This is a genomic window from Bradyrhizobium sp. USDA 4452 (assembly GCF_054063575.1).
The window spans coordinates 3,159,750-3,185,473 of the sequence record NZ_JBSSGK010000001.1 but is presented as its reverse complement, the minus strand read 5'-3'; the positions used below and the strand labels follow the sequence as shown (position 1 = coordinate 3,185,473).

Here is a 25,724-nt window from a genome sequence, read left to right as displayed (position 1 = left end):
GTGTGGTTCAGCGCGCAAATCTGGCGCGGTAATCCTGCGGTGTGGTCGACAGGACGCGCAGGAAGCTGCGGCGCATCGTCTCCTCGGACCCGAAGCCGCAGCGCTGCGAGATCCGCTTGACCGGCAGGCGCGTCTCCGAGAGCAAATGCCGGGCGCCCTCGACCCGCAATCGCTCGATCGCGCGTGCCGGCGTCAACCCGGTTGCATCAGCGTAGTGCCGGCTGAAGCTGCGCTCGCTCATGCCGGCCTGCTTCGCCAGCGTCGACAGCGAGAGGTCGTCGGCCAGATGGCCGCTGATCCAGTCATGCAGCGCGCCGAATCTATCGTCCGTCGTTTGCAGCGACAGGATTTCGCTGAACTGCGCCTGTCCGCCCGGCCGCTTGAAGAACACCACGAGATAGCGCGCGACGGCGAGCGCCGCCGCGCGGCCGAGGTCCTCCTCCAACAGGGCGAGGGCGAGATCGATGCCGGAGGTGACGCCGGCCGACGTCCAGAACGATCCGTCGCGCACGAAGATCGGATCGGACTCGACGCGAACAGCGGGAAAGCGCTCGGCGAGTTCCGAACAGAATTGCCAATGCGTCGCGGCGCGACGGCCATCGAGAACGCCCGATGCCGCAAGCAGGAACGCGCCGGTGCAGACCGATGCGGTGCGGCGTGCCTGCCCGGCGCGTCCGCGCACCCAGTCCACCAGGACGCGATCGGCCGCCGCTGCGTTGACGCCGTCGCCGCCCGGAATCACCAGCGTGTCGACCGCAGTGCCGATGGCGGGCAATGGGTGCACGGCGAGCCCGACACCGGCCGATGCCTCGATCGTCGGGCCATCCTTGGCGACGACGCGGACCTCGTAAGGTTCGGCGTTGCCTGCCCTTGCCGCCAGCGCATTGGCGGATGCGAACACCTGCAATGGCCCGGTGACATCGAGCAGTTGCACCGCCGGATAGGCCAGCACTTCGATCAGGCGGCGGCCGTTTGGCGAGAAACGTGGGCTGGTTGGCGTCATCGCCGAAGCGTGCCGCGCTAGATTTGCTTTGTCCATAGTGCTGGGAAAGTTCACGCGAAGTTTGAGGGAAGTGCGATGATTGCTCACGATGTCCACTTGCGGATCGGATCACTGCTGTTCGAAGGCGTCGATCAAATCGATTTGACCGGCCCGTTCGAGGTGCTGTCGCGGATTCCGAATTCGACCTACCGCATCTACGGCAAGACCGCCGAGCCGGTCCGCGACATCAAGGGATTGCGGCTGACGCCCGATGCGACACTGGCCGAGGCGCCGCCGCTCGACGTGCTGCATGTGCCGGGTGGCTTCGGTCAGCAAGCCCTGATGGAGGACGCGGAAGTGCTCGGCTGGATCAGGCGGCAGGCGGCGGGGGCATGCCGCATCTTCTCGGTCTGCACGGGTGCGCTGATCTGCGGAGCGGCGGGCCTTCTCAAGGGGCGCAGGGCGACGACGCATTGGGCGTCGTTCCATTTGCTGCCGTTCTTCGGCGCGACGCCGGTGAACGAACGCGTGGTGGTGGACGGAAGCTTTGTCTTTACCGCCGGAGTCACGGCAGGCATCGATGGCGCTTTGCGGCTCGCGGCCGAATTGCGCGGCGACGATGCCGCGCGCGCGATTCAGCTCTATATGGTGTATGCGCCGGAGCCGCCGTTCGACAGCGGCACGCCGGAAACAGCGCCAGCCGAAATCCTGCAGCAGTCGCGCGAGTCCGTGCGCGCGATCACGGCGCAGCGGGAGGAAACCGCTCGCCGCGTCGCCGCGAGGCTCGGTGTCGTCGTCGGAGCTTGAGCCCGGACTAATTCCCCGGCTCGAAGCTGCAGTCGGCGCCGCCGCCGGCCTTGTCCTTGATCACCTTGGGATCGAGCGTGCAGGACAATTTCGACAGCGCCTCGTAGATCGTGCCGGCGGCGCCGTCGCCGGGAACGCCGGCCAGCGCCACGGTCGCGTAGATTGCGTTGGCCTCGCTGCCCTTCACGGTGTGGGTCTTGCTGCCGAAGGTCAGCGCGCAGGAGCGCGAGGTGATGTCGACATTGCTGGCGCGGCAGACCACCTTGTCGGCGATGACGGTGATCTTCTTCGTGATGCGGACACTGCTGTCGCCGCCAAAGAACGCGGCGACCGCCTTCTTCTCCCTGGCCGGCAGCCGCGAGTACGGCGCCACGACGCCGGCGAGCGCCAGCGCGACCGAGCCGGAGGTGGTTGCGGGCGCGGCCCATGCGGCGGACGAGGCCAGCGACATTGAACATGCGAGGATCGTCAGTCGGCCAAGGCTCATTCCAAGTCTCATTCCCATCTCCTGTATCCGCTCTTTCCGCGCCGCGAAATCGCTAGCATGTCTGACGACGCGCATGGGTGATGCCGTTCACACGCGATCCCGCAACTTCGCGTGAGGGCCGCTGCGCGCACAGGGCAGGGCGGCCCCGCGTGGACCCGCTTGCAGGATCGCGCCATCGGCGGCACAGTCCGATCCGCGGCAGCGGTGCCGCCAACAAGCAAGACAAGACGCTCAATCCGGGGAACGGAACTTCTAGGGAGCATCATGGCGGCCACGCGCATCGACTGCGACATCCATCCCGCGGTGGGGGGAACGCGCACCACGCTGCTGCCTTACCTCAGCGATCACTGGAAGGAACAGGTGGTCAGCCGCGCCATCGACGGGCTCGACCTCAATTCCTACCCGCCGTCGATGCCGCTGTCCGGCCGTGCCGACTGGCGGCCGGCCGACGGCCGCAAGCCGGGCAGCGATCTTGCCATGGTGCAGCGCGGCGCATTCGACCAGCTCGGCGCCAGCCATGCCATCTGCAATGTCGTCTACGGCGCGCAGGCGGTGTTCGATCCCTACATGGCGGCGGACTTCTGCAAGGCGATCAACGACTGGATCGCGGCCGAATGGCTTGCCAGGGACACGCGGCTGCGCGCCTCGATCGTGGTGCCGATCCAGGCGCCGGATCTCGCCGTCGAGGAGATCGAGCGCCGCGCCGGCGATAACAGGTTCGTCTCGGTGCTGGTGCCCTCGCAGGGCGAGATGCTGCTCGGGCGGCGGCACTATTGGCCGATCTATCAGGCCGCGGAGAAACACAGGCTGCCGATCGCGATCCACGCCGGCAGCGCCTATCGCGGCGCGCCGAGCTCGATCGGCTGGCCGTCCTATCGCTACGAATATTATCTCGCCGAGGCACAGGCGTTCCAGGCGCAGACGCTGAGCCTGATCTATGAGGGCGTGTTCGGGAAATATCCGGGATTGACCGTGGTACTGATGGAGTCCGGGGTTAGCTGGTTGCCCGCCTTCATGTGGCGCGCCAACAAGACCTGGCGCGGCGTACGCGTCGAGGTGCCATGGGTGGAGCGCGAACCGGCCGCGATCATCCGCGACCATTTCCGCGTCACCATGCAGCCGTTCGATGCGCCGATGGACGCGACGGGCGTTGCCGACATCATCGACCAGATCGGCTCCGACAAGATGTTCCTGTTCGCATCCGACTATCCGCACTGGCAGTTCGACGGCGACGATCCGGTCCCGCCGTATTTGCCGAAGAGTCTTGTCGAGCGGATGTGCGCTGACAACCCGCTCGAAACCTTTCCGCGTTTGAAGCTTGATGCGTGAGGCATGATGCGATTTGACGCCACATCGATGGTGCCACACCTCTCCCCGATGGGGAGAGGTGACGGCCACACCGGCTCAATTCAAAGGAGGATCGCATGAGTGACGTCATCGACCGCCCGATGCTCGATCAGGAGAAGACCGCCGCGACGCGGCTCAAGATCATCGATTGCGACATCCATCCGAGCATCCATTCGCATAGCGACCTCAACGAGTTTCTGCCGAAGCGCTGGCAGCAGCATCTCAAGGAATACGGCAGCCATCTGCGCACGCCCTATATCGGCACCACGCCGTATCCGCGCTCCTCGCCGCTGATCGCGCGGCGCGATGCCTGGCCGCCGACCGGCGGTGTGCCCGGCTCCGATCTCGATTTCATGCGCAAGCAGCACCTCGATCCCTTTGATGTCGAGTTCGGCATCCTGCAGGTGCTCGATCTCTTCATCTTCTCGCAGCAGAACCTGGAATTCGGCGCTGCGATCCAGCGCGCCATCAACGACTGGCAGCTCGCGTTCTGGGCGCACCGCGATCCCAGGCTGAAGGCCTCGATCCTGGTCGGGCAGGACGGCTCCGACCTCGGCCTTGCCGAGATCGACCGCTGTGCGAAGACCGGCGAGTACATCCAGATCAACGTCTCGCCGCGCGCCAACGAGCCGCTCGGCCGCCGCCGCTACTGGACGATCTATGAGCGTGCGCAAGAGCTCGATCTGCCACTCGGCATCCATGTCGGCGGCTATGGCGGGCATGCGCCGACCGGCGGCGGCTGGCCGTCCTATTATTGCGAGGAGCATCAGTCGAACGCCCACACGGTGGCCTCGAACCTCACGAGCCTCGTGCTGGAAGGCGTGCCCGAGCGCTTCCCCAAGCTGAAGATCGTGTTCATCGAGGGCGGCTTCGGCTGGATCCCGGCGACGATGTGGCGGATGGACCAGCACTTCGAGCGTTTCCGCAGCGAGGTGCCGCATCTGAAGCGCAGGCCGAGCGAATATGTGAAGCAGCATTTCTGGTTCACGACCCAGCCGATCGACGAGCCCGATGAAGCCAGGCACCTGCGCCAGCTGATCGAATGGGTCGGCATCGACCGGCTGCTGTTCTCGTCGGATTATCCGCACTGGGACTATGACGACGCGCGCTACGCCTTCAAGACACCGCTGACCGAGGCCGAGCGGCGCAAGATCTTCAACAGCAATGCCCACGCGGTCTACAAATTCTAGGACACCGATGGCCCGTCACATCGTCGCGCGCACCAGTGAGATTCCCGCCGGCGGCAACAAGGTGTTCGGCCTCGAGGGCCGCGACATCGTCGTGTTCCACGCCAATGGCGCGTTCTTCGCGCTGCTCAATCGCTGTCCGCACGAGGGCGCGCCGCTGGAGAAGGCGGCCTGCGTGGCGCGCCTCACCTCGCCGGAGCCCGGCATCTATCAGCGTGACCGGGTCGGCGAGATGCTGCGCTGTCCGTGGCACGGCTGGGAATTCGACATGCGCAACGGCCAGTCGTGGTTCGATCCCAAGCGGTTCAGGATCCGCTCCTATCCGGTCGCGGTCGAGAGCGGCGCCGAATTGCAGAAGGGGCCGTATGTCGCCGAGACGTTTCCGGTGCACATCGAGGATGATTACGTGATCGTCGAGGTGTGACCGATGCTCGGGATGAGCCCGGTCACGACGTTCGAGCCGTTATTGCTATATCTGCAATAATGAAGTTCCGTTGGCGATCATTATAATATCCGGTGCAATGAGCCACCTTGATGTCGCGGTGGGGATGACCCCGCCCACGACATCAGGAACGGCATCATGAAGCTCTATCACTTCGCACTCTCCGGCCACGCGCATCGCGCCCGCCTGTTCATCTCCCTGCTCGGCGTTCCGCACGAGCTGGTCGACGTCGACCTCGGGTCCGGCGCGCACAGGACGCCGGAGTTCCTCGCGCTCAATCCGTTCGGCCAGGTGCCGGTGCTGGATGATGACGGCACCATCATTCCCGATTCCAACGCGATCCTGGTCTATCTCGCGACCAAGCTCGGCCGCACCGACTGGCTGCCGCAGGATGCCAAGGGCGCCGCCATGGTGCAGCGCTGGCTGTCGGTTGCCGCCGGCGAACTTGCCTACGGTCCCGCGGCGGCGCGGCTGATCACCGTGTTCGGTGCCAAGCACAATCCGGACGACGTGATCGCGCGCGCCCACGTGCTGCTGAAGCGGCTCGAGGCCCATCTCGCCGATCGCGACTTTCTGGTCGGTGCGCAGCCGACGATCGCCGATGTCGCGCTCTACAGCTATCTGTCGAGCGCGCCCGAAGGCAACGTCGATCTCTCCGCCTATGTCAGTGTCAACGCGTTCCTGCGCCGGATCGAGGCGCTGCCGGGCTTCGTGCCGTTTGCCAAGACGCGCGCCGGTCTGGCTGCGGCTGCGTGATGAGTCGACCGGGCGTGCCCCGCGGGCGCGCCCGTCCAAACCCGAAGGGGAGGGCGAGGCGATGAGCGACAGGCGAACCAAGGGCAAGCTCGCGACCTGGCATGAAGGCGAGCTGGCGATCCAGCAGAAGGTCGGCGTCGCCGAGAAGATGGCGGCCGTCGGCCGGCGCGCGGTGCGCGACTTCATGCCCGACCAGCATCGCGAATTCTTCGCCCAAATTCCCTTCATCGTGGTCGGCAGCGTGGATCGCAGCGGCGATGTGTGGGCCTCGGTGCTGGCCGGCCGGCCCGGCTTCATCGCCTCGCCGACGCCGCGCAGCCTCGAGATCGATGCGCGGCCCGACTCCGGCGATCCCGTGGGCGAAGGCATGCGCGAGGGCGATGCGATCGCGTTGCTGGGCATCGAATTGCACACGCGCCGTCGCAACCGTGCCAACGGACTGCTGCGTGCATCGTCGGGCAGCGCGCTCAGCTTCGAACTCGACCAGAGTTTCGGCAATTGTGCGCAATACATCCAGCTGCGCGATTTCGCCTTCGTGCGCGAGCCGGACGCCGCGTTCACCGGAGAGGTCGAGCAGGGCACGACGCTCGACCAGGCCGCGCGCGAGGTGATCACGGCCGCGGATACGTTCTTCGTGGCATCCTATGCCGAGCGAGAGGATCGTCGCCAGGTCGACGTCTCACATCGCGGCGGCAAGGCCGGCTTCGTCCGCGTCGCCGCCGACGGCACGCTGACGATCCCCGATTTCGCCGGCAATCTGTTCTTCAACACGCTCGGCAACATCCTCGTCAACGGCAAGGCCGGGCTGCTGTTCGTCGATTTCGACACCGGCGACATGCTGCAATTGACCGGCGACGCCGAGGTGATGCTGGACTCGCCCGAGACCGCTGCATTTCAGGGCGCCGAACGGCTCTGGAGTTTTCGCGTCCGTCGTTTGGTACGCAGGCGCGGCGCGCTGCCGCTGCGCTGGGCGCTCCGCGCCGAAGGCTGGTCGCCGAACGCGCTGATGACCGGCGATTGGGTGCAGGCCGCCGACCGCATCCGGGCCGCCGAGCGCGCGACGCAATGGCGTCCGTTCAAGGTCACTGACATCGTCGACGAGAGCCGTTCGATCCGCTCGTTTCATCTGCAGCCAGACGATGGCGCAGGGCGGCTGCCGCACCAGGCCGGGCAGCATCTGCCGATCCGCCTCGCATTGCCCGGCGCCGACAAGCCGGTCATCCGCACCTACACGCTGTCGGTCGCGCCATCGGACGGCATGTACCGCATCAGCGTGAAGCGCGACGGGCCGGTGTCGCAGCATCTCCACGACCACCTGCATGTCGGCGATGTCATCGAGGCGCGCGCGCCGGGCGGCGGCTTCACGATCGATGCGCGCGAGAAGCGGCCCGCGGTGCTGCTCGCCGGTGGCGTCGGCATCACGCCGATGCTCGCGATGTTGCGTCACGTGGTCTATGAAGGGCTGCGCACCCGCAGCATTCGGCCGACCTTCCTGTTCCAGGCCGCGCATGCGAAAGCGGACCGCGCTTTCTCAGGCGAATTGCAGCAACTGGCCGATGCGGCCGGCGGTGCCGTGCGGATCATCCGCGTTCTCAGCGACGTCGATGGCGCCGAGCAGGGTGTCGATTACGACGCCGCGGGACGGATCGACATGGCGCTGCTGTCGCGAATCCTGCCGTTCAACGATTACGACTTCTACCTGTGCGGGCCGCCGCAATTCACCCAATCGCTGTATGACGCGCTGCGCGGCTACAACATCGCCGACGGCAGGATTCACGCCGAGGCATTCGGCCCATCGTCGCTGGTGCGGAAGCCGGACCTGGTCACGACGGCGCCGCCGCGTCGGCTGGCTGCGTCCGCGCCGGTCCCGGTCGCCTTCACCGCATCGATGAAGGAAGCACGCTGGACGCCGGGGCAGGGAACGTTGCTCGAACTCGCAGAAGCGCGCGGCCTCAGCCCCGCGTTCAGTTGCCGGGAAGGCAATTGCGGTAGCTGTCGAACCCGGCTGCTGGCAGGCGCCGTGACCTATGTGAAGGAGCCGACCGCCGAGGTCGCCGATGATGAGGTGCTGATCTGCTGCGCGGTGCCGGCGAAGCCGGAGGCCGATGGTGAGGATCGCATCCAGCTGGATCTCTGATCAACGCGGCGCGCCGGCACACGCGGTGTCCTCGCTGACGCTTCAGCCCATGCTGCCCGGCATGAAGCAGCGCGGCCGCGGATGACCATTCAGGTAGTAAGGCCAGACCATGGTGTGGCCGGCGCGGTTCGGTCCGGAGACGACGGCCTCGTCGGGAACGTCGACCCATTCGCCCTCGAGGCGCACCCGGTAGTGGCCGTCCCTGGTGTCCCAATCGGCGTCATCGACGCGCGTCGCGTCGCTGCCGTCGCAACAAGGCCCCTTGCCGCTGTGCAGGTTCTCATACCAGCCGTTCAATTCCGGGTGGTCGTGATCATGCGCCTGGGACGGACCGATCGCCGGCATCGACAGCAGGGCGGTGAGTATCGTGAGCGTCATACGCCAAGACGAATTGTTCATCTGGTTCCCAATCCCGGAAGCCCATGTCAGCCAATCCGGAAATGGTCATCGAGTTCAATCCGTCAATAAATGATGGATATCATATAAATCAAATTCGTGAGAGGCGCGGCGGCTCCGCAGGAAGGCCCCGCTGCCGGTAAACTCAGGCGAGCAGGCCCATCACCTGGTCGATCACGGCCTTCACCTGTTTCGAATCCGGCCGTTGATGCGCGAGCGCCAGCAGCCCGGCATGCACCACCATAATGGTGTGCGCGGTAGCGTCGGGGTCGAAGCCCTTCCGGAACTGGGCGCGGTCGGCGCGCAGCCGCGCGCGCAACAGCTCCTCAAGCCGCCGGTTGTAGCGCTCGATGCTCTTGCGCAGGTCGGCCTGGTCGAGCGAGCCGTCGGTCGCGGAATTGATCGACAGGCAGCCGCGCTGGCCTTTCTCGCCCGAGCAATAGGGGATGAAGCCGGTGAGCCACCGCCTGATCGCCTCGCGGGCGGGTACAGGCTGGGCCAGGGTGCGCTCGGCCCAGCCCAGAATGCCGTCGTGATAGCGGTCGAGCACTTTGAGGAACAGCGCGTTCTTGTCGCCGAAGGCTGCATAGAGGCTGGGTTTGGCGACGCCGCTCGCCGCCGTGATCTCGTCGAGCGAGGTCGCCTGGAAACCCTTCTGCCAGAATACCTGACGGGCGATTTCCAGGACGTCGTCCGGATCGAAGCTGCGCGGCCTTGCCATACCTTATTTTATGTACTCCTGCGTCGGATGTGAAGCCTTCACCTTGCCGGGAAGGCATTTGCGGCCATTGACGTGATCCACGTTCTGTACTTAGTAGTACATAACGAAATCGGGAGATCGTGCCATGAAGGCGGTTCAGGTCGTTGCGTTCGGACGTGCCCAGGATGTGGTCAAGCTCAACGAGGTGCCCGACGTCGGCAGCCCGGGTCCCAATGAAGTCGTGGTCGCGGTGGAGGCCGCGCCGATCAACAATTCGGATTTCATGATCATCGCCGGCCGCTACGGCTATCTGCCGACGCCGCCGGCCACGCTCGGCATCGAGGGCGTTGGGCGGGTGGTCGCCGCGGGATCGCAGGTCAAGAACCTGAAGGAGGGCGATCGCACGCTGATCCCGTTCACGGTTCCGACCTGGACCGAACGCGTCAGGTTCGCCGCGTCATGGCAGCGGCCGTTGCCCGACAATGCGGACATCCGACAACTCTCGATGATCGGCGTCAATCCGGCGACCGCCTATCTGCTGCTGACCGATTTCGTGAAGATCCCCCACGGCGGCTGGGTGATTCAGAACGGCGCCAATTCGGCGACGGCACGGGCGGTGATCGCGGTTGCCAAATCACTCGGGCTCAAGACCGTCAACGTCGTCCGGCGCGAGGAGGTTGTCGACGAGGTCAAAGCGGCCGGCGGCGATGTCGTGCTGGTCGACGGACCGGATCTCGCCAAGCGCGTCGCCAGGGAAACCGGCGGGGCACCGATCCTGCTGGCGCTCGATGTCGTCGGTGGCGCGTCGGCGCTAAACCTGATGAACTGCCTGGCGCCGAAGGCCGTGCTCGTCATCTACAGCGCGATGAGCGGACAGCCGTTCTCCGGCTCGGCCTTGAGCGTGATTTTCAAGGAAGTGTCGGTGCGCGGCTTCTGGCTCGGCCATTGGGGCAAGGCTGCGACCGACGAGACGCTGGCCAGGATGTACGACCACCTCGTGCCGATGGTCGCGTCCGGAGCGATCACTGCACCGGTCGTCGGGACATATGGTCTGGAAGGATTTTCCGAGGCGATCGCCCAGGCCGCGGCCTTCAGAGGGAAGGTCATCTTTACCCCCGGCAAGGCCTGATCGACGCTTCGAGCAGGTCCTGCCGGGGCGGGCCATTCACGCGTGCTTTCCGGCCCGCTGCGGCAGGATGAAGACCAGCGCGGCGATCGCACCGGCAAGGGCGATCGACGCCGTATAGCGGCTGAGCGCAAGGCCGCCGTGATCCAGCGGCTTGTCGAGGAAATCGCCGACGGTGGCGCCGAGCGGCCGGGTCAGGACGAAGGCGATCCAGAACAGCACCGTGTGCGACACCCGCGTCCAGAGATAGGCGGCGGCAACGATGGCGATGCCGGCGGCGAACACGATGGCGCCGCCGCCATAGCCGAGGCCGGTGGAATCGGCCATCCAGTCGCCGAGCGCGGTGCCCAGCGTCTGCGAGAACAGGATCGTGACCCAGTAGAAGGTTTCCGCCGCCCTGTTGTCGATCGACGCGATCGAGACCGTTCCCATGGTGCGATGCCATACAACAAGCGACGCAACGAGTAGTCCGGCGAGCAGCGACGAGCCGCCGAGATATCCGATCCCCAGCGAGCGGTCGACGAAATCGGCAAAGGTCGTGCCGACCGTCGTCGTCGCGATGATCACTATCCAATAGAGCAGCGGATGAAAGCGCTTCGCCGCCATCTGCGCCGCGACGGCAACCGCGAACACGACCGCGAAGATCGCGGTGCCGACGAGATAACCGAGATTCATCGACATCGTGACGGCGTCGCCGCCGGTCTCGCCGAGCGTCGTGGCGAGAATCTTGATGACCCAGAAGCCGAGCGTGACGGCGGGGACCTTTCCCAGGCGCTCGTCCGTGGCGGTGTCGCGCAATGATAATTTCATGGGGTTGTTCGCTCCGAGAGAACGGGTCGCCGGCGGACGATGCCGCCGGCGGGTGGTCGAAATACCGGATGGAGATCAGGCCTTCATCGAGTCCATGATCGACAGTAGCTCGGCGAGCGCTTTCCTGCATTTGGCGGCATCCGGATTGGTTTCACGCACCGCCTCGAGCGCACGATCGATCGCCTTGTCGACCGTGTGCCAGTCCGCGGCGGCGCGCGGTTTCAATCCGGCTTCCGCTTCGTCCCATTTGGTCTCGAGATCCTTGATCCGCGCCTTGGCACCGACGAGGTCGCCCTTGTCGACCAGCGCGGCGACATCGGCGGCGATGCTGCGGAACCGCGTCAGGTCGCCGAGCCCGGCGGCGGCCGCCTGCGTGTGCGGCAGCAGCCTGAGGCCTGCGTTGGCATCGGGGAGCGGCTGGATGATTGCGAGCGCGACAATCGCCGTCGCCAAGCTGAGTGTCGTCTTGTTCATCGTGGTTCTCCTGTGTGGGGTTGGTTCGGTTGATGTCCCGTCGGGGCGCATGTTGAATTCACGCGCCGGGCGACGCCTCGGGCCTTCTGCCGGCGTCGCCTTCGAACGATAGCCACGCGACCAGCGCGACGATCACGGTCAGGAAGGCGAGGCTCGTGTAGATCGTGCCGAAGCCGAGCCCGCCATACTCTCGGGCCTGGGACAGCAGGTCGCCGAACGATGCGCCGAGCGGGCGCGTCAGGATGTAGGCGAGCCAGAACGTCAGCACCGCATTGGCGCCGAGCGCATAGGCCGCCGCGATCGCCGCGATCAGTGCCGCGAACGCGACCACCCCGACGTTGAAGCCAAGGCCCAGCGCTTCGGTGGCAAGATCACCGGCAGCCGTGCCGAGCGCGAATGTGAAGAGGATCGCCGCCCAGTAGAACCATTCGCGCCGCGTGGTTACGATGCTGTGGATCGACAGCGTCCGCTCGACCGCGAACCAGATCGCGAAGGTCGCGGCCAAAGCGATCGCGAATGCGGCCGTGCTGACGTAGAGGCTGATCTCGAGCTTGTCGGTCAGTGCATCGGTGATCTGCGTCCCGACGATGCTGACGAGCACGACCGTCAGCCAGTAGACCGATGGCACGTAACGGTCCATCCGCAACTGGATGGCCAGCACTGCGGCAAGCAGCGCAATCATGAGCAGGCCGGTCACACCGGTGCCAAGGCCGACATGGACGGCGAGATAATCGGCGCCGGTCTCGCCGACCGTGGTCGACATGATCTTGATCAGCCAGAAGACGAGGGTGACTTCGGGAACCTTGTTCAGCAAGCTGCGGCCGATGGGTCTGATATCAAGCACGGTGTGAAGCTCCGCTTTGACAGGGTCGGCGGTTCCGCCGGGTTCGAAAGCGAGCGTGCACGGCGAGACTTAGCCCCGGCTTAGGTGGGCGGAGCGGTCGCCATTTGGGCTCCGAAGCCCTAAGCCGCGGCTAAGTCGAAGCTGATATGATCGCGGAAGCGTCGCCGGCTGATCGGTGCGACGCCGTTTCGCCGGGGCGTACTCCCGGTGCGGATCGGGATGGATCGCCAGGCGATGCGGGCGCTCGTGGTCGAGGACGACAGGATGATCGGGGCCGCCGTCGTCGAGGCGCTGCGGGATGCCGCCTATGCGGTGGACTGGGTGCGCGACGGCGATCTCGCCATCGAGGCCAGCCGCAGCGAGACCTACGACATCGCGCTGCTCGATCTCGGCCTGCCATCGACTGATGGTCTCGATGTTCTCAAGGCGATCCGGGAGCGCGCCTCGCGCCTTCCGGTGATCATTCTCACCGCCCGCGATGCGCTGGACGACCGCATCCGGGGGCTCGATCTCGGCGCCGACGACTACCTGGTCAAGCCGTTCGAGATCGCGGAGTTGCTGGCGCGGATGCGCGCGGTGCTGCGGCGCGAGGGCAGTGGGGCGCCGCCGGTTCTGACCAACGGCGCGCTTCATCTCGACCCGGCCACGCGGGAAGCCATCTTCTGCGAAGAAAAGGCCGTGCTCAGCGCGCGCGAGTTCGCCCTGCTACAGGCGCTGCTGATGCGGCCGGGGACGATCCTGTCCCGTGCCGAGCTCGAACGCCAGATCTACGGCTGGCGCGAGGAGGTCGAGAGCAACGCGGTCGAATTCCTGATCCACGCCGTGCGCAGAAAACTCGGCGCTGCGGCGATCAGGAACGTGCGCGGCGTCGGGTGGATGGTGGATCGTTCGAGATGATGAGATCGCTGCGCGGACGCCTGTTCGTCGGACTTACCGCGATCATCCTGCTGACGGGCGCAATCGGCGGACTCCTGGCCTACCGATGGGCCTACAGCGAAGCGATCGAGATGCAGGACTCCGTCCTGATCCAGATCGGCAGCTTCGCGCTGAGCGCTCCGATCCGGCAGAGCCGGCCCGTCACCGGCGTCGACGCGGAAGCCGAGGTTGCCGTCGTCGAGCTCGGTGAGGCGCCGCGCGGCTCCCCCGACGAGCGCCGGCTGTGGGGACTGAAGGACGGGCTGCACAATGATGTTTATCACAGCCAGCCGGTCCGCGTGCTGCTTCGGACCCGGTCGGACGGTAGCCGCTTTGCGGTGACGCAGCAGACCGAGATCCGCACCGAGATCGCAGGCGACATGGCGGTGCGGACGCTGTTGCCGATCGCCGCGCTGGTGCCGTGCCTGCTGCTGATGACGGCTTTCGTGATCGCCCGATCGTTCCGGCCGATGTTGCGCCTCGCCGGTGATCTCGATGCGAGCAGGGTGGATGACGTCGGTGCGTTGCCGGTGACGGGCGCGCCGAGCGAGCTGCAGCCGTTCCTCGGCTCGATCAACGGCTTGCTGGAGCGGGTGCGCGTCATGATGGACCAGCAACGGCGCTTCATCGCCGACGCTGCCCATGAGCTTCGCACGCCGGTCACCGCGCTCAGCCTGCAGGCGGAAAATCTCGCCTCCCTCGACATGCCCGCGGAGACGCGCGACCGGCTCGATGCGTTGAACAGCGGCATGCGGCGCACCAAGCATCTGCTCGAGCAGCTTCTGGCGCTGGCGCGTCAGGACGCCGCGCCGTCCGTCGTGCGTGCGGCGGTGGAGCTGGACAAGATCGCAAAGGGCGTCGTCGCTGATCTGCTGCCGGAGGCGGCAGCGCGCAGCATCGATCTCGGTTTCACGACGGTCGAGGTCGTCGCGGTGAACGGTGATGAGCTGTCGCTGATCTCGGCGATCCGGAACCTGGTCGAGAACGCAATCAAGTTCACGCCCGATGGAGGCACTGTCGATCTTGCCGTCGTGAGGGAGGATCGAATGGCGGTGATCGAGATCGAGGACACGGGGCCGGGCATTCCGCCACGGGATCTGGCGCGGATCGGCGAGCCGTTTTTTCGCGGCGGCCAGCCGAGCGGAGAGGGGGCGGGGCTCGGGCTCTCGATCGTGAAGCGCATCGTCGATCAAGCCGCCGGTTCGATCCTGTTCGAGAATGTGACCGGCGCCGGGCGCTCGGGCCTGCGCGTGAGGGTCAAGCTGCCGGTGATCGCCGGGTGAGGCCTGGGGCGTGCCTACGGGACGCGACGGGGCCGCTCCCTGTCTTCTCAAGCATTGGGATCGTTCGCATTGGGATAGAACAGCTGCTGGCCGTTGATCTTATAGCCGGCGATCGCGTTCTGTCCCTCCGGTGAAATCAGAAAGTCGATGAAGCGCTGGCCGGGTTCCTTTTTCACCGTGGGATGCTTGACCGGATTTACCAGCATCACTCCGTACTGATTGAACAGTCGCTTGTCGCTTTCAACCAGGACGGTCAGGTCGCCGCGATTTTGGAACGCCAGCCATGTGCCGCGGTCGGACAGCACATAGGCGTTTGACGCTGAGGCCATGTTCAGCGCCGCACCCATGCCCTGGCCGATTTCCTTGTACCACGAGCCGCGGTCGTTCACGATGTCGATGCCGGCCTCCTTCCAAAGCTTCAGTTCGGCAATATGGGTGCCGGAATGATCGCCGCGGGAGACGAACGGCGCAGCTCTGGTCTTGATGGTCTGCAGCGCCGTGAGGACATCCTTGCCCTTGATGCCTGCCGGATCGCCCTTCGGACCGATGACGACGAAGTCGTTATACATCACGGGATAACGCTTCACGCCAAATCCCTCCGCAAGGAACTTCTCCTCCGCGGATTTGGCGTGAACGAACACCACGTCGGCATCGCCGCGACGTGCCGTGTCGAGCGCCTGACCCGTTCCTTGTGCCAGCACCTTCACCTCGATACCCGTCTTCTGCTTGACGATCGGCAGCAGGTAGCCGAACAGCCCGGAATCCTGGGTGGACGTCGTCGACGCCACGACAATCGAATGATCTTCCGCCCAACTCGATTGGGGGAAGGTCTGCGTACCAAGCACGACAAGCGCGATGATTGCGAGGATGCGAAGTGACCCGAACCAGTGCTTCATGCCAGCGATCTCCCTCTGAACAACAGTTCTTCTTGGTGCTTCAGCGACCTGTCAGGATGCGTCCGATCAGGAAGCTCAGCCCGCTCACGGTCATCGAGAGGATGATGAGGATGATGCCGAGCGCAAGCGCGAGGCTCAACTCTCCCTTGCTCGTCTCCAATGCGATGGCAGTGGTCATGGTGCGCGTATAGCCGTGCACATTGCCGCCGACGATGATGATCGCGCCGACCTCGGCGATCGCCCGGCCGAACGCAGCGAGAAACGCGGTCAATAGCCCGTCGCGCCCGATAGCCATGAGCGGCAAGGTGGCACGCAAGCGCGAGGCGCCATCGACGAGAAGGGCATCGCCGTAGCGAGCCCAGACATCCACCATTATCCGGTGCACCAGCGCAATGACGATGGGGATGCCGAGAATGGCCTGCGCAATCACCATGGCGGTTGGCGTGAACAGAATCCCGAGTGCCCCCAATGGCCCCGATCGTGATAGTAAGAGATAGACGGCAAGCCCCACCACGACCGGCGGCAACCCCAGCAGCGCATTGGCGACAACGATCAGCGCAACTCTGCCCCGGACCCGGTAGATGGCCAGCGCCGTCCCCAACGGCGCCCCGATCGCGAACGCAACGAGGCTTGCCGTCAGGCTGACGCCGAGCGAGAGGCCGACGATCTGGCTTAGCTCCGGATCAAAACGGCTGATAAGGCTGGCTGCCACGTCCAGCGCTTGGGTAAAGTCATTCATGCTCTCTTACTAAGACAGAGCTCGGCAAATAAGCAAAATCATCGAGGTTTGAGACCCGCCCCGCTTACCGGTGATCAAGATGGCGGCCAGAGGTCATCGACCGCGGCCGCGCCGCCGTCTATCCGCTGGTCGGTGAGATCCTCGTCGCTCGCAAGCGCGGCAGTCCAACGGGGGGGGGGGCGGCGATCACTTGATCGTGGCGTGCACGGTGATGACCGAGGTGCCGGAGGCCTTCGGTCCCTGACCTGTTGCCTTGATGGCAAACGTATCGCTGCCCTTGTACTTGGCCTTCGCCCGGTATTCGAAGGTCGACGCGTTGATTTTCTTCAATTTGCCGTAGGCCGGCTTCTGCGAGATCGACGAGTCCGTCACCGTGCCGCGGATCCCGATCGGGATCTGGCAGCTTTCGCCTGCCGCGAGGTCGATATCGCCGGTCGAGTTCTCGCCCCAATCCGCCAATGTCACCGACATCGAGCATTCCGGCACGGCCTGCGCCGACGAAGCCGGCGTGATACCTGATGCGGCGAGGATGAGTGCCAGGGCGACGGCTCCCGACAATCGCGTCGTAACGATGCTCGTTCTCATGCAAGGCCCACTGCTGAAGGTTTTCGGCAAGGGAATCCTGCAACGCCGGAGCAGGGCTGGCAAGGACTTGCCTACACCATGGAGCCGTGAGGCTGCAGAACGCTACCGCTGGCTCGCTTGAGCTTTCGAATTTGCGCTGGCCAGCGGCAGGGGAACGGCCAGCAGAAGGCAAACCGATTCCACCAGAAGTTCATGGGCACGATCGACGATGTCGTCCAACGAGCTCGTCTTCGCGAACATGGCCTGGGCCTCCGCCAGCAACCGCTCACGCGTCGGGATGCTGGGCAGGTGCAGGTCGGCACGGTGCTGCAACAGAACAAGTGCTTCCCGCACCGACAATCCGGTTTCGTGAACCGAGGATCTGATCGCCTGCGCAATGTATTCGGGATTGAAGCGGGCGGCGAGCTGCTCGGCCGTTCGCTTGATCACGCGCGATCCCAGGCGCTGCTCGTTGCGGAGAACCTGCGCGGGCGGCGCCTTCAGATCCCAGACGATTCCGAACCAGGACAAGGCCACCAGAACATAGTAGGTCGCATCGATCTCCCACCAGCAAGCCCTGCCGCGCACTGCTTTGGTAGGCGTGATGATTGTTGTGCCAACCCTCACCCATGGTAACCAGCGCCAGCAGCCAATTGTTGCGGGAATCGTCGCCCGTCACATACCGCTTGCGACCGTGAACATGGGCCAGCGAGTTGATGCAGAACGTTGCGTGATACAGCAGCACGGTGCTCCAGAAGAAACCGGCCAGAAGTCCCGGCCACCCGGCAATCAGGAAGCACAGGACTGCGACCACAACGGCCGGCAAAATCTCGAATTTGTGCAGCCACATCAACTCCGGATACGCGGCAAAATCAGCGACTTTCGTCAGATCGGTTGCATCGTGCTGCCGATAGAAGATCCAGCCGAGATGACTGTACAGGAAGCCCTTGTGCCGGGGTGAATGCACATCTTGCTCGGTATCGGAATGAAGATGATGATGCCGATGTTTCGCAGCCCACCAGAGCACGCTTTTCTGGGCGCTGCTTTGGGCCAGGAATGCAAGGATGAACTGGAACGCCCGGCTGGTCGCATAGGCTCGATGCGAGAAGTAGCGATGGTATCCGGCCGTGATCGCAAACATCCGCAGCCAGTACAGGGCGACGCAAATCGCAATCGCCGGCCATGAGACGCCCGACCAGATCGCGGCCAGACATCCGATGTGGACCAGCAGGAACGGGAGGACCTGCGGGTACATGATGTCGTCGTGCTGCGGAGCTGGATCGATATTGGTGGACACGCTCGCGACCTCGATTGCTTCAATGCGCGGGCCGCCCGGCCAGCAGATGCTCAAATGCCGGCTCTGGCGGCATTGCACGCGGTAATAAGTAGAACCCCGCGATCGGTAGACAAGTCGCGGGGTCGCGAAAACCAGTGGCTCTGCTAGTACATCAATTGTCAAAGCAGCATGGCGCCTATTGCCGCACTTGGGGCGCGCGCCGATTTTCCGCTGATTGGGGGCTGCCCTAATCCTTCTTCGCCGTCAGGCCGTCGACCATCGCGCGCGTCAAGGTCGAGATCTCGCTGCGCAGCGCGCCGATCGGCACCGCGATCAGCTTGTGCTCGAGCCCGAGCGCGACCATGCCGTGCACGGCGGAGAACAGGCTGCGCGCGGTGACGCCGAGCTGGGCCGGCGTGCGCTGCGGAAACAACGCGGCGAGCGGTTTGTAGATGTGGCGGAACAGCTCCATCTGCTCGGTGATCGCCCATTCCGGCACCGGCTTGCCGGGCTGCATGCGATGCTCGAACAGCGCGCGCCACAATTCGAGATTGTCGGCGGCGAAATCGCAATAGGCGACCGCGATCCGCACCAGCAGCTCGCGCGGAGCCGCCGCGCCGCCGATCTCGGCCAGCGACAGCGAGGCATCGAGCCGGGCCAGGGTGCGCGAGCCGACGCGCAGGATCAGCTCGTCGACATCCTCGACCAGATTGTAGACGCCGCCATTGGCGATCCCGATTTCCTGGGCCAGTTCGCGGGTTTTCAGGCCGCCGAGCCCCTTTGCCGCAATCGCCCGTTCCGCCGCCTCGATCAGCGCTTCGCGCAGCTTTGCGCGTCGTTCCAATGCCTTGGACATATTTCATCCGTCCTTAACCGTACGCTTGAGCGTCGCTCAAATAATTCTTGAGCATCGCTCATTATGTGGTACAAGAGATTCATGAGCGATGCTCATAACAGGGAGTGGCCAAATGTTCAAAACAGTTTTGACGATTTTCCGCGGCAGCGTGGCGGCAGCCGAGGAGGAACTGCAGGATCGGACCGCGCTGGTCGTGCTCGACCAGCAAATGCGCGATGCCGCCGCCGCGGTCGACCGCTCGAAACGGACCCTGGCGCTCGCCATCGCCGGCGACCAGCAGGAGGGCCGGCGGCTCGAGGCGACCAACGCCCGGATCGCCGATCTCGAGGTGCGCGCGACGGCGGCGCTCGAGGGCGGCCGGGAAGACCTCGCCCGCGAAGCCGCGCAGGCGATCGCCAACCTCGAAGCCGAACGCGACGCCGCGATGACCGCGCGCACGCTGTTCGGCACCGAGATCACCCGGCTCAAGCGCCACGTCGCCAATGCCGAGGCGCGCATTGCCGAGCTGGATCGCGGCCGCCGCCTCGCCCGCGCCTCGGAAGCGGTGCGTTCGCTGCGCCGGAGCGGCATCGAGGCGGCGCGGCCCTATGAGTCGACGCTGCCGGAAGCGGAAGCGACCCTGAAGCGGCTGCGCGAGCGGCAGATCGAGATCCAGGCGGCGGACGATGCGCTGTTCGAGATCGACACCGCCTCGGGCCCATCAGCCACCGCCGAAAAGCTCGCCGAGCAGGGCTTCGGCCCAAGGATGAAATCGACCGCCGACGACGTGCTGGCACGCTTGAGAGCCAAGCGCCCGCCTGCCGCCTGAGAACGCGAGCCTGAAAGCAAGCCAACTTCAAACCACCTGTCATCAAGGAGACGACCATGAACCAGACGATCCAACCCCACAGCAGCGGCTGGGTGACATTCACTTACGCGTCCTTCGCAGCCTCCGCTTTCCTCGTTGCCGTCGGCGTGTTCTTCCTGCCGATCGATCTCTGGATGAAGGGCTACCTCACAATGGGCGTCGTGATGCTGATCCAGACCTGCGTCACGCTGACCAAGACGATCCGGGATAACCACGAGAGCGGCAAGCTCGTGAACCGCATCGAGGACGCCAAGGCCGAACGCCTGTTGATGGAAGTGTCCAAGGCTGGGTGAGACGGCGGCCCAATTCCCTCCGCGTCATTGCGAGGAGCGCTAGCGACGAAGCAATCCATCGTGCCGTGTACGCGGAGGGATGGATTGCTTCGCTTCGCTCGCAATGACGGTGTGGATGGACCGTAGGCCGCTTACGACCAACTTGTTCCGTTTCCGGAACGCCTTGTTTACCCTGCGGCAAACAGCGCCAGGTTGCACTCATGGCTCTTTAACAGGCGAGAGTGCAGAGATCGCGCCCGAGGGACAGAGAAATGGCGTCCACCGACAATCCCACGCCCGCGTCGCGCGGCAGCTCAGGCCTTGCGAAGGCGCGCGCGGCCTTTGACGGCTTGCGCAGCCATGGCGGCTTCTGGCTGAAGGCACTGTCGCAACCGACCATCGATCTCACCTTGCGCACCCAGCCCGGCCAGCGCACCCGCATCGTCGAATCGCCCGGCCTGTCGCTGCCGAAGGATGAACTCGACGCGTTGGTCGCGCAGTTGCGCATCGTCGCCGCCAAGACGCTGCCCGAGGAGAGCCTGACTTATGGCATCTTCTCCGGCGAGCCCGAGCGGCTGTCGCGAGCGATCATCACGTTGATCTCGGAGGAAGACAGCGGACGGCCGATCGCGTTCAACGCGCTGTCGGTGATGGACGTGCCGCTCGACGGCGAGCCCATTGAAGTCACCCATCTCGGCCTCGTCATGGTCGATCCCGATGTGCGCGGGCAGGGCCTGTCCTGGGTGCTTTACGGCCTCACCGCGCTGGTGCTGTTCGCCCGCGATGGCTTGCGGCCGAAATGGATCTCCAACGTCACCCAGGTGCCGGCGGTGGTTGGCATGGTCAGCGACACCTTCTCGGACGTGTTCCCGTCGCCGCTGCCGGGCGCGCGGCAAAGCTTCGCGCATCTGCAGCTCGCGCGCGGCATCATGGCAAGGCATCGCGCGGTGTTCGGCGTCGGCGAGGAGGCCGGCTTCGACGAGGCGCGTTCGGTCATCACCAACGCCTATACCGGCGGCTCGGACGCGCTGAAGAAGACCTTCGAGATCGCGCCGAAGCATCGCAATGCCGTCTACAACGAATTTTGCGAACGCGAGCTGGATTACGGCCGTGGCGATGATGTGCTGCAGCTCGGCCGCATCGATCTGGCCGGCGCGCGCCGTTACATCATGAGCGAGGTGCCGTCGGGCTCGCTGCCGGCGCTGCTCGCGGCCTCCGCGATGCTGGCGCTGCAGCGGCTGGTGCTGCCGGTGGTGTACTGGATGGACGACAGCCGCGCCTTCGGCACCTTGCGGCCGCGCCGGCAGGACAACGGGGCGGTGCGATGAATTTCGATTATTACTCGTTCACCGGCCGCAACATCGGCTTCATCGACGAGCACGAGCAGCAGCTGCTGCGCCAGGCGCGGGTGTTCGTCTGCGGCGTCGGCGGCATGGGCGGCGCGGCCTTCATGGCGCTGGCGCGCGCCGGAATCGGCAAGTTCGTGATTGCCGACATCGACCGCTTCGAGGTCTCCAATCTCAACCGCCAGGTGTTCGCCTTCGCCGACGAGGTCGGCCGGGAGAAGGCCGCGGTCGCCGCCGAGGCCGCCAGGCGTATCAACCCGACCATCGAGGTCGAGGTGCTCGGCCAGAACTGGACCAGTGAGCTCGCCGGGATTGCCGAACGCTGCCCGGTCATCGTCAACGGCATGGACGACATCGCCGCCGGCGTGCATCTGTACAGGACCGCCAAGCGAGCCGATGCAACCGTGATCGATGCTTATATGTCGCCGCTGCCGTCGGTGATCGTGGTGCGCCCGCATGATCCCAGGCCCGAAGAGCGCCTCGGCTTTCCGACGCTGACCAAGGACTGGACCGAGATCACCGAGGACGACCGTCGCGCCGCGATGCGGGCCGAGATCGAGCACGTGATGCTGCATTCCTCCTCGCGCAACTATGTCGACCTCGCGATCGCCGGCGAAGTCGCGGCCGGCCGCCGCAGCCGGATGTCGTTCGCGCCGATGGTGATCTCGACCGGCATGTTGATGGCCTATGAGGCGGTCGCGCTGATCCTCGGCCGCACCTCCGGCACCGATTGCCGCGGCTGGTTCCTCAACCCGCATCGACCGGCGATCGAGAAGCCGCGCAACGCGCTGGTCGCCGCCTTGATGCGCCCGCTGGTGCGGCGGGCGATCGATCAATTGACGGGCGTTGCATGACCTCGGGGGTGATCGCCGATTCCATCGTCAATCTCTGCGGCGCCATCGGCGTCGCAGTGGCGATGATGACGTTCTACCGGCGCGATCCGAGGAGCCCTTTGACGCGCCGGCTGCTGCTCGCACTCGGCGTGATCGCGCTCCTGTTCCTCGACCGCGGTTTGGCATGGTGGAGCGGCAGCTGGCTGCTCGATCGTCTCTCGGTGATCCCGGCCGCGCTGATTCCGCTCGGCGCGCTGATCGTCACCGAGGGCATCCTGCGCCGCCACGCGCCGCGCGCGGTCAAGATCGCTGCGCTCGCGGGCGGCATCCTGCTCGGCCTCGGCGGCCTGTTCGGGCTGCAACGTTTTGTGATGCCTTATGCAATCACGCTGGCGCTGTTCCAGCTGGTCGGCTTTGGCACCTGCGCGCTGCTGCTGGCGACGCGCGACCGCGCCTCGCTGATGGCTTCGGAAAACCGCAGCATCGGCCGCATGGCGGTCGGGGCGCTGGTGGTGATCCCGTTCATCCTCACCGATTTCCGCACGCTGTTTCCGGACATCCCGGTGCGGCTCGGCGCGCTAGGTGCGTTGCTGACGGTCACCGTGATGCTGATCGCCGGCGGCGGCGCCGAAACGCGCCGGCATGGCCTTGCGATGATGGCGCTGCGGCTGATCTCGTCGGGCCTGCTCGGCCTCGCCGCCGCGTTCATGGCGCCTGACGTCGATGCCGCCCAAATGGTCCGCTTCGTCGCGGTCGCGATCGCCGGCGTGCTGACCATCGGGCTGATGACGGATGCGCTGCGCGCGCTGTTCGAATCGCAGGAGCCCGGCGTGCTCAACTCGGTCGCGGCCTCGCCGGCGCAGACAAGGGAGCAGTTGATCGCCGAGCTCGCACGGCATCCGATCTTCGAAAGCGCGCGGCGCTTCCGCGAAGACGAGCTTGGACCCTACGATCCGCCGCTGCTCCGCGACTTCCTGTCAGCGAGGCGCGTGCTGCGCCGCTCCGAGGCGCCGTGGGGGCTGGCGCCGACCGCCCCCGCCGCCGAGCGCATGGTCTCGCTGATGACGGCCAATAATGCGTCCCACGCCATCGTGCTTGCGCATGATCCGCTCGACCTGATCGTGCTCGCGGTGCCCGTCACCGCGGCCGACCCCGCCACCGAAACCGCGCTGGCGCTGGTGCGGCGGCTCTTGGCGCTGACCCCGGAGGCCAAATGACGATCGAGATCCGGGAGGGCGACCGCAAAGCGGCGTTCGGCGCCGCGCTCAACGCCTATGGGCCCGACAGCCTCTACGTGCCGCCGCTGTGGAGCGATTTCGACCGGATGTTCGATGCCGCGAAGAACCCGTTCGTCACCGAAGGCCACGGCCGCTATGCGCTGTTTTCGGCGCATCGCGACGGCCGCCCGGTCGGCCGCATCGCCGCCTCGATCCACGATGCCTCCAACCGCAAGCACGGCACCCGCCACGGTGCGTTCGGCTTCTTCGACTGCGTCGACGATCCCGAAGTGGCCGATGCGCTGTTGCGCGCCGCCGAGCAATGGCTGTCGGCGCGCGGCATGACCCGCATCGCCGGCAATTTCAATCTCACGGCGATGCAGCAGATCGGGGTGATGACCGACGGTTTCGACCATGCGCCGTTCACCGACATGATGTGGTCGCCGCCGCATATCGCGCGCCACCTCGAGCGCGCCGGCTATGTCGCGACCTTCCCGATGACGACGTTCGAGATCGCGCTCGACGGCGGCAAGCCGGAACAGCTGCTCGGCGACAAGCAGCGCGCGGTGCTGGCCGACAAGGATTTCGTCTGGCAGCCGATCAAGCGCTCCGCCTTCAAGGTGCGGCTGGAGGATGCGCGCCTGATCCTGAACGACGGCTTTGCCGACAACCCGATGTTCGTGCCGCCGACGGCCGCCGAATATCTGTTCCAGGCCGGCGACATGATGTGGATCATCGACAAGCGGATTTCGACGGTGGTCTATCATCGCGGCCGGCCCGCCGGCGCGATCATCGCGATCCCCGATCTCAACCCGCTGATCAAGGCGATCGGCGGCCGCATCGGACTGACAGCACCGTTCAAGTTTGTAAAACACCGCATGCTGAACACGCGCGCGGTGCTGATCTATCAGTCGGTCTGTCGCGACCTGCACAATCGCGGCCTCAACGGCGCCATGCTCTACCGCACCGCGCTGGCGTTGCAAGAGGCCGGCTACCGCACGCTCGGCGGCACCTGGATATCAGACATCAACGCGCCGTCGCTGCGCCAGGTCGAGAAGGCCGGCGCCACGCCGCTGCACCGGCTGCATCTGTTCACCAAGCGGCTGGCCGCGGCATGAGCGAGCCGACGCCGGATCTGCTGCGCGAGCTGGTGGCGGAGGCGCGGCTGGCGCCGAGCGTCCATAATATCCAGCCGACCCGCTGGCGCTTGCTCGGCGACGGGCGGCTGGCGCTGGTCGACGACACCTCGGTGCGCACGCCGGTCGCCGATCCCGCGGGGCATGATGTGCTGGTGTCGCACGGTGCGGCGCTCGAGGGCATGAGCCTTGCGCTCAACCGCCGCGGCCTCGCGATCACGGCGATGACCACGATCGAGCAGCCGTTGTCGGCGCAGTTTACCGCGCTGTGCAGCTTTGCAATCAGGCAAGGTGTTGCGACCGATCCGCTGGCAGGCCATGTGGCGCATCGGATGTCGTGGCGCGGCAAGTTTGCGGCGTCGCCGAATGAGGCCGCGCCGCTGGTGCAGCTCGCCGTCGCGCGTGACGATCTGATCTGTATCGGGGATCGCCGGGCAATTGCCGATATCGGAGAGTGGGCGGACCAGGCCGAGTTCTCCTTTCTGCACGGCGACGACTATCGGGCCGAATTGCTCGAATGGATGCGGTTGTCGGGCGACCATCCGCACTATCTGCTGGACGGTCTCAATCGCGACGCACTCGCCATGAATACGGTCGAGGCCGCCATCGCCCGCTACGTGCTCGGCGGCCTGTTCAAGCCGCTCGATCGTCTCGGCCTCGCCGCATCGCTGCTGTCGGACAGCGCCAAGACCGCCTCGGCCGCGGCGATCGTGCTGTTCTGTCGTCCGGTCGGTGAGGATCCACTCACGACGGGGCGGCATTTCTACCGCAGCTGGTTGGAGATCGATCGCGCCGGGCTCGCGGCGTGCCCGATCTCGGCGCTGGCCGACCACCCTGATTTCAACGATCGGCTGCGCAAGCTCGGCAGGATCGGCACCGATCGTCGCCTCGTCAACGTGTTCCGCGTCGGCTGGCCCTCAAAGCCGCTGAAATCCCGGCATTTCCGGCTGCCGGTCGATCGGCTCATCGTCTAAAAATTAAGCTGCAATCCCCGCTGTCAAAGCTTCACGCGGTCGTGCTATGACGCCGCCCGCTAACCAATGACCGGT

General features: G+C 65.5%; 27 protein-coding genes and 1 pseudogene. 16 read left to right on the top strand and 12 right to left on the bottom strand.

What is annotated here, in order from left to right; translation table 11 throughout:
- Positions 1-7: 7 nt before the first annotated feature.
- A complete protein-coding gene (locus ACVISU_RS15320; RefSeq protein ID WP_456707479.1) occupies positions 8-1,003 on the bottom strand; it encodes a GlxA family transcriptional regulator in 996 nt (331 codons plus the stop codon).
- Positions 1,004-1,078: 75 nt separating this feature from the next.
- Here ACVISU_RS15320 and ACVISU_RS15315 point away from each other — a divergent pair, with 75 nt between their 5' ends.
- A complete protein-coding gene (locus ACVISU_RS15315) occupies positions 1,079-1,789 on the top strand; it encodes a DJ-1/PfpI family protein (RefSeq protein WP_456707478.1) in 711 nt (236 codons plus the stop codon).
- A gap of 7 nt (positions 1,790-1,796) precedes the next feature.
- Here the strand turns inward: ACVISU_RS15315 and ACVISU_RS15310 are convergent, their stop codons facing one another.
- Positions 1,797-2,240 carry a hypothetical protein gene (locus tag ACVISU_RS15310; RefSeq protein WP_083992005.1) on the bottom strand — a complete coding sequence of 148 codons (444 nt, stop codon included), beginning with the start codon at positions 2,238-2,240 and terminating at the stop codon, positions 1,797-1,799.
- Between the two features lie 300 nt (positions 2,241-2,540).
- Here ACVISU_RS15310 and ACVISU_RS15305 point away from each other — a divergent pair, with 300 nt between their 5' ends.
- The 5 genes from ACVISU_RS15305 to ACVISU_RS15285 all read left to right on the top strand — a co-directional run bounded on the left by ACVISU_RS15305 (position 2,541) and on the right by ACVISU_RS15285 (position 8,145).
- A complete protein-coding gene (locus ACVISU_RS15305) occupies positions 2,541-3,605 on the top strand; it encodes an amidohydrolase family protein (RefSeq protein WP_456707477.1) in 1,065 nt (354 codons plus the stop codon).
- A 95-nt stretch (positions 3,606-3,700) separates the two neighbouring features.
- Positions 3,701-4,813 carry an amidohydrolase family protein gene (locus tag ACVISU_RS15300; RefSeq protein ID WP_456707476.1) on the top strand — a complete coding sequence of 371 codons (1,113 nt, stop codon included), beginning with the start codon at positions 3,701-3,703 and terminating at the stop codon, positions 4,811-4,813.
- Between the two features lie 7 nt (positions 4,814-4,820).
- On the top strand, positions 4,821-5,234 hold the full coding sequence (locus ACVISU_RS15295) for a Rieske (2Fe-2S) protein (RefSeq protein WP_050405851.1): 414 nt from the start codon (positions 4,821-4,823) through the stop codon (positions 5,232-5,234).
- A gap of 156 nt (positions 5,235-5,390) precedes the next feature.
- Entirely contained in the window at positions 5,391-6,008 is a 618-nt protein-coding gene (locus ACVISU_RS15290) for a glutathione S-transferase family protein (protein WP_456707475.1), read from the top strand.
- A 61-nt stretch (positions 6,009-6,069) separates the two neighbouring features.
- Positions 6,070-8,145, top strand: a complete 2,076-nt coding sequence (locus ACVISU_RS15285) for an FAD-binding oxidoreductase (protein ID WP_456707474.1) — start codon at positions 6,070-6,072, stop codon at positions 8,143-8,145.
- 42 nt (positions 8,146-8,187) lie between these two features.
- On the opposite strand, the gene ACVISU_RS15280 is transcribed toward ACVISU_RS15285, so the two are convergent.
- Together ACVISU_RS15280 and ACVISU_RS15275 are read right to left on the bottom strand one after the other, a co-directional pair.
- Positions 8,188-8,544, bottom strand: a complete 357-nt coding sequence (locus ACVISU_RS15280; protein ID WP_050401205.1) for a hypothetical protein — start codon at positions 8,542-8,544, stop codon at positions 8,188-8,190.
- Between the two features lie 142 nt (positions 8,545-8,686).
- Complete coding sequence (locus tag ACVISU_RS15275) at positions 8,687-9,262, bottom strand: TetR/AcrR family transcriptional regulator (protein WP_456707473.1); 576 nt, start codon at positions 9,260-9,262, stop codon at positions 8,687-8,689.
- Positions 9,263-9,386: 124 nt separating this feature from the next.
- Between ACVISU_RS15275 and ACVISU_RS15270 the strand changes: the two genes are divergently transcribed.
- On the top strand, positions 9,387-10,370 hold the full coding sequence (locus ACVISU_RS15270) for a zinc-dependent alcohol dehydrogenase family protein (protein ID WP_456707472.1): 984 nt from the start codon (positions 9,387-9,389) through the stop codon (positions 10,368-10,370).
- 36 nt (positions 10,371-10,406) lie between these two features.
- Here the strand turns inward: ACVISU_RS15270 and ACVISU_RS15265 are convergent, their stop codons facing one another.
- The 3 genes from ACVISU_RS15265 to ACVISU_RS15255 form a co-directional block, all read right to left on the bottom strand.
- Positions 10,407-11,177: a COG4705 family protein gene (locus ACVISU_RS15265; protein WP_050401208.1), complete on the bottom strand. Its 771-nt coding sequence runs from the start codon at positions 11,175-11,177 to the stop codon at positions 10,407-10,409.
- Positions 11,178-11,252: 75 nt separating this feature from the next.
- The gene (locus ACVISU_RS15260) at positions 11,253-11,651 is read right to left on the bottom strand and encodes a hypothetical protein (RefSeq protein ID WP_050401209.1); all 399 of its coding nucleotides are present in this window, start codon (positions 11,649-11,651) and stop codon (positions 11,253-11,255) included.
- 58 nt (positions 11,652-11,709) lie between these two features.
- Positions 11,710-12,495, bottom strand: a complete 786-nt coding sequence (locus ACVISU_RS15255) for a COG4705 family protein (RefSeq protein WP_456707471.1) — start codon at positions 12,493-12,495, stop codon at positions 11,710-11,712.
- Positions 12,496-12,729: 234 nt separating this feature from the next.
- Between ACVISU_RS15255 and ACVISU_RS15250 the strand changes: the two genes are divergently transcribed.
- On the top strand, positions 12,730-13,392 hold the full coding sequence (locus ACVISU_RS15250) for a response regulator (RefSeq protein WP_456710828.1): 663 nt from the start codon (positions 12,730-12,732) through the stop codon (positions 13,390-13,392).
- A complete protein-coding gene (locus ACVISU_RS15245) occupies positions 13,389-14,693 on the top strand; it encodes a sensor histidine kinase (RefSeq protein ID WP_456707470.1) in 1,305 nt (434 codons plus the stop codon). The genes ACVISU_RS15250 and ACVISU_RS15245 overlap by 4 nt, the downstream gene beginning before the upstream one ends.
- A 47-nt stretch (positions 14,694-14,740) precedes the next feature.
- Here ACVISU_RS15245 and ACVISU_RS15240 read toward each other — a convergent pair whose 3' ends face one another.
- From ACVISU_RS15240 to ACVISU_RS15220, 5 genes and pseudogenes are all read right to left on the bottom strand, one after another.
- Positions 14,741-15,589 (bottom strand): substrate-binding domain-containing protein, encoded by an 849-nt coding sequence (locus tag ACVISU_RS15240; RefSeq protein WP_456707469.1) that lies wholly within the window; start codon positions 15,587-15,589, stop codon positions 14,741-14,743.
- Positions 15,590-15,629: 40 nt separating this feature from the next.
- Positions 15,630-16,328, bottom strand: a complete 699-nt coding sequence (locus ACVISU_RS15235) for an ABC transporter permease (RefSeq protein WP_456707468.1) — start codon at positions 16,326-16,328, stop codon at positions 15,630-15,632.
- A 186-nt stretch (positions 16,329-16,514) separates the two neighbouring features.
- Positions 16,515-16,913, bottom strand: a complete 399-nt coding sequence (locus tag ACVISU_RS15230) for a hypothetical protein (RefSeq protein ID WP_244521949.1) — start codon at positions 16,911-16,913, stop codon at positions 16,515-16,517.
- Positions 16,914-17,015: 102 nt separating this feature from the next.
- Positions 17,016-18,147: pseudogene (locus tag ACVISU_RS15225) on the bottom strand (acyl-CoA desaturase).
- Between the two features lie 268 nt (positions 18,148-18,415).
- The gene (locus ACVISU_RS15220; RefSeq protein WP_456707467.1) at positions 18,416-19,024 is read right to left on the bottom strand and encodes a TetR/AcrR family transcriptional regulator; all 609 of its coding nucleotides are present in this window, start codon (positions 19,022-19,024) and stop codon (positions 18,416-18,418) included.
- 112 nt (positions 19,025-19,136) lie between these two features.
- On the opposite strand from ACVISU_RS15220, the gene ACVISU_RS15215 reads away from it, so the two are divergent.
- The 7 genes from ACVISU_RS15215 to ACVISU_RS15185 all read left to right on the top strand — a co-directional run bounded on the left by ACVISU_RS15215 (position 19,137) and on the right by ACVISU_RS15185 (position 25,649).
- Positions 19,137-19,832 (top strand): PspA/IM30 family protein, encoded by a 696-nt coding sequence (locus tag ACVISU_RS15215; RefSeq protein WP_456707466.1) that lies wholly within the window; start codon positions 19,137-19,139, stop codon positions 19,830-19,832.
- A gap of 56 nt (positions 19,833-19,888) precedes the next feature.
- A complete protein-coding gene (locus ACVISU_RS15210) occupies positions 19,889-20,164 on the top strand; it encodes a YiaA/YiaB family inner membrane protein (protein WP_050405667.1) in 276 nt (91 codons plus the stop codon).
- A 251-nt stretch (positions 20,165-20,415) separates the two neighbouring features.
- Positions 20,416-21,471 (top strand): hypothetical protein, encoded by a 1,056-nt coding sequence (locus tag ACVISU_RS15205; protein WP_206600782.1) that lies wholly within the window; start codon positions 20,416-20,418, stop codon positions 21,469-21,471.
- The gene (locus ACVISU_RS15200) at positions 21,468-22,343 is read left to right on the top strand and encodes a HesA/MoeB/ThiF family protein (protein ID WP_456707465.1); all 876 of its coding nucleotides are present in this window, start codon (positions 21,468-21,470) and stop codon (positions 22,341-22,343) included. The genes ACVISU_RS15205 and ACVISU_RS15200 overlap by 4 nt, the downstream gene beginning before the upstream one ends.
- Complete coding sequence (locus tag ACVISU_RS15195; RefSeq protein WP_456707464.1) at positions 22,340-23,539, top strand: hypothetical protein; 1,200 nt, start codon at positions 22,340-22,342, stop codon at positions 23,537-23,539. Before ACVISU_RS15200 ends, ACVISU_RS15195 begins: the two co-directional genes overlap by 4 nt.
- Positions 23,536-24,657, top strand: coding sequence for a GNAT family N-acetyltransferase (locus tag ACVISU_RS15190; protein ID WP_456707463.1), 1,122 nt, complete (start codon positions 23,536-23,538; stop codon positions 24,655-24,657). Before ACVISU_RS15195 ends, ACVISU_RS15190 begins: the two co-directional genes overlap by 4 nt.
- Complete coding sequence (locus ACVISU_RS15185) at positions 24,654-25,649, top strand: nitroreductase family protein (RefSeq protein ID WP_050405671.1); 996 nt, start codon at positions 24,654-24,656, stop codon at positions 25,647-25,649. The genes ACVISU_RS15190 and ACVISU_RS15185 overlap by 4 nt, the downstream gene beginning before the upstream one ends.
- The last annotated feature ends 75 nt before the right edge of the window (positions 25,650-25,724 follow it).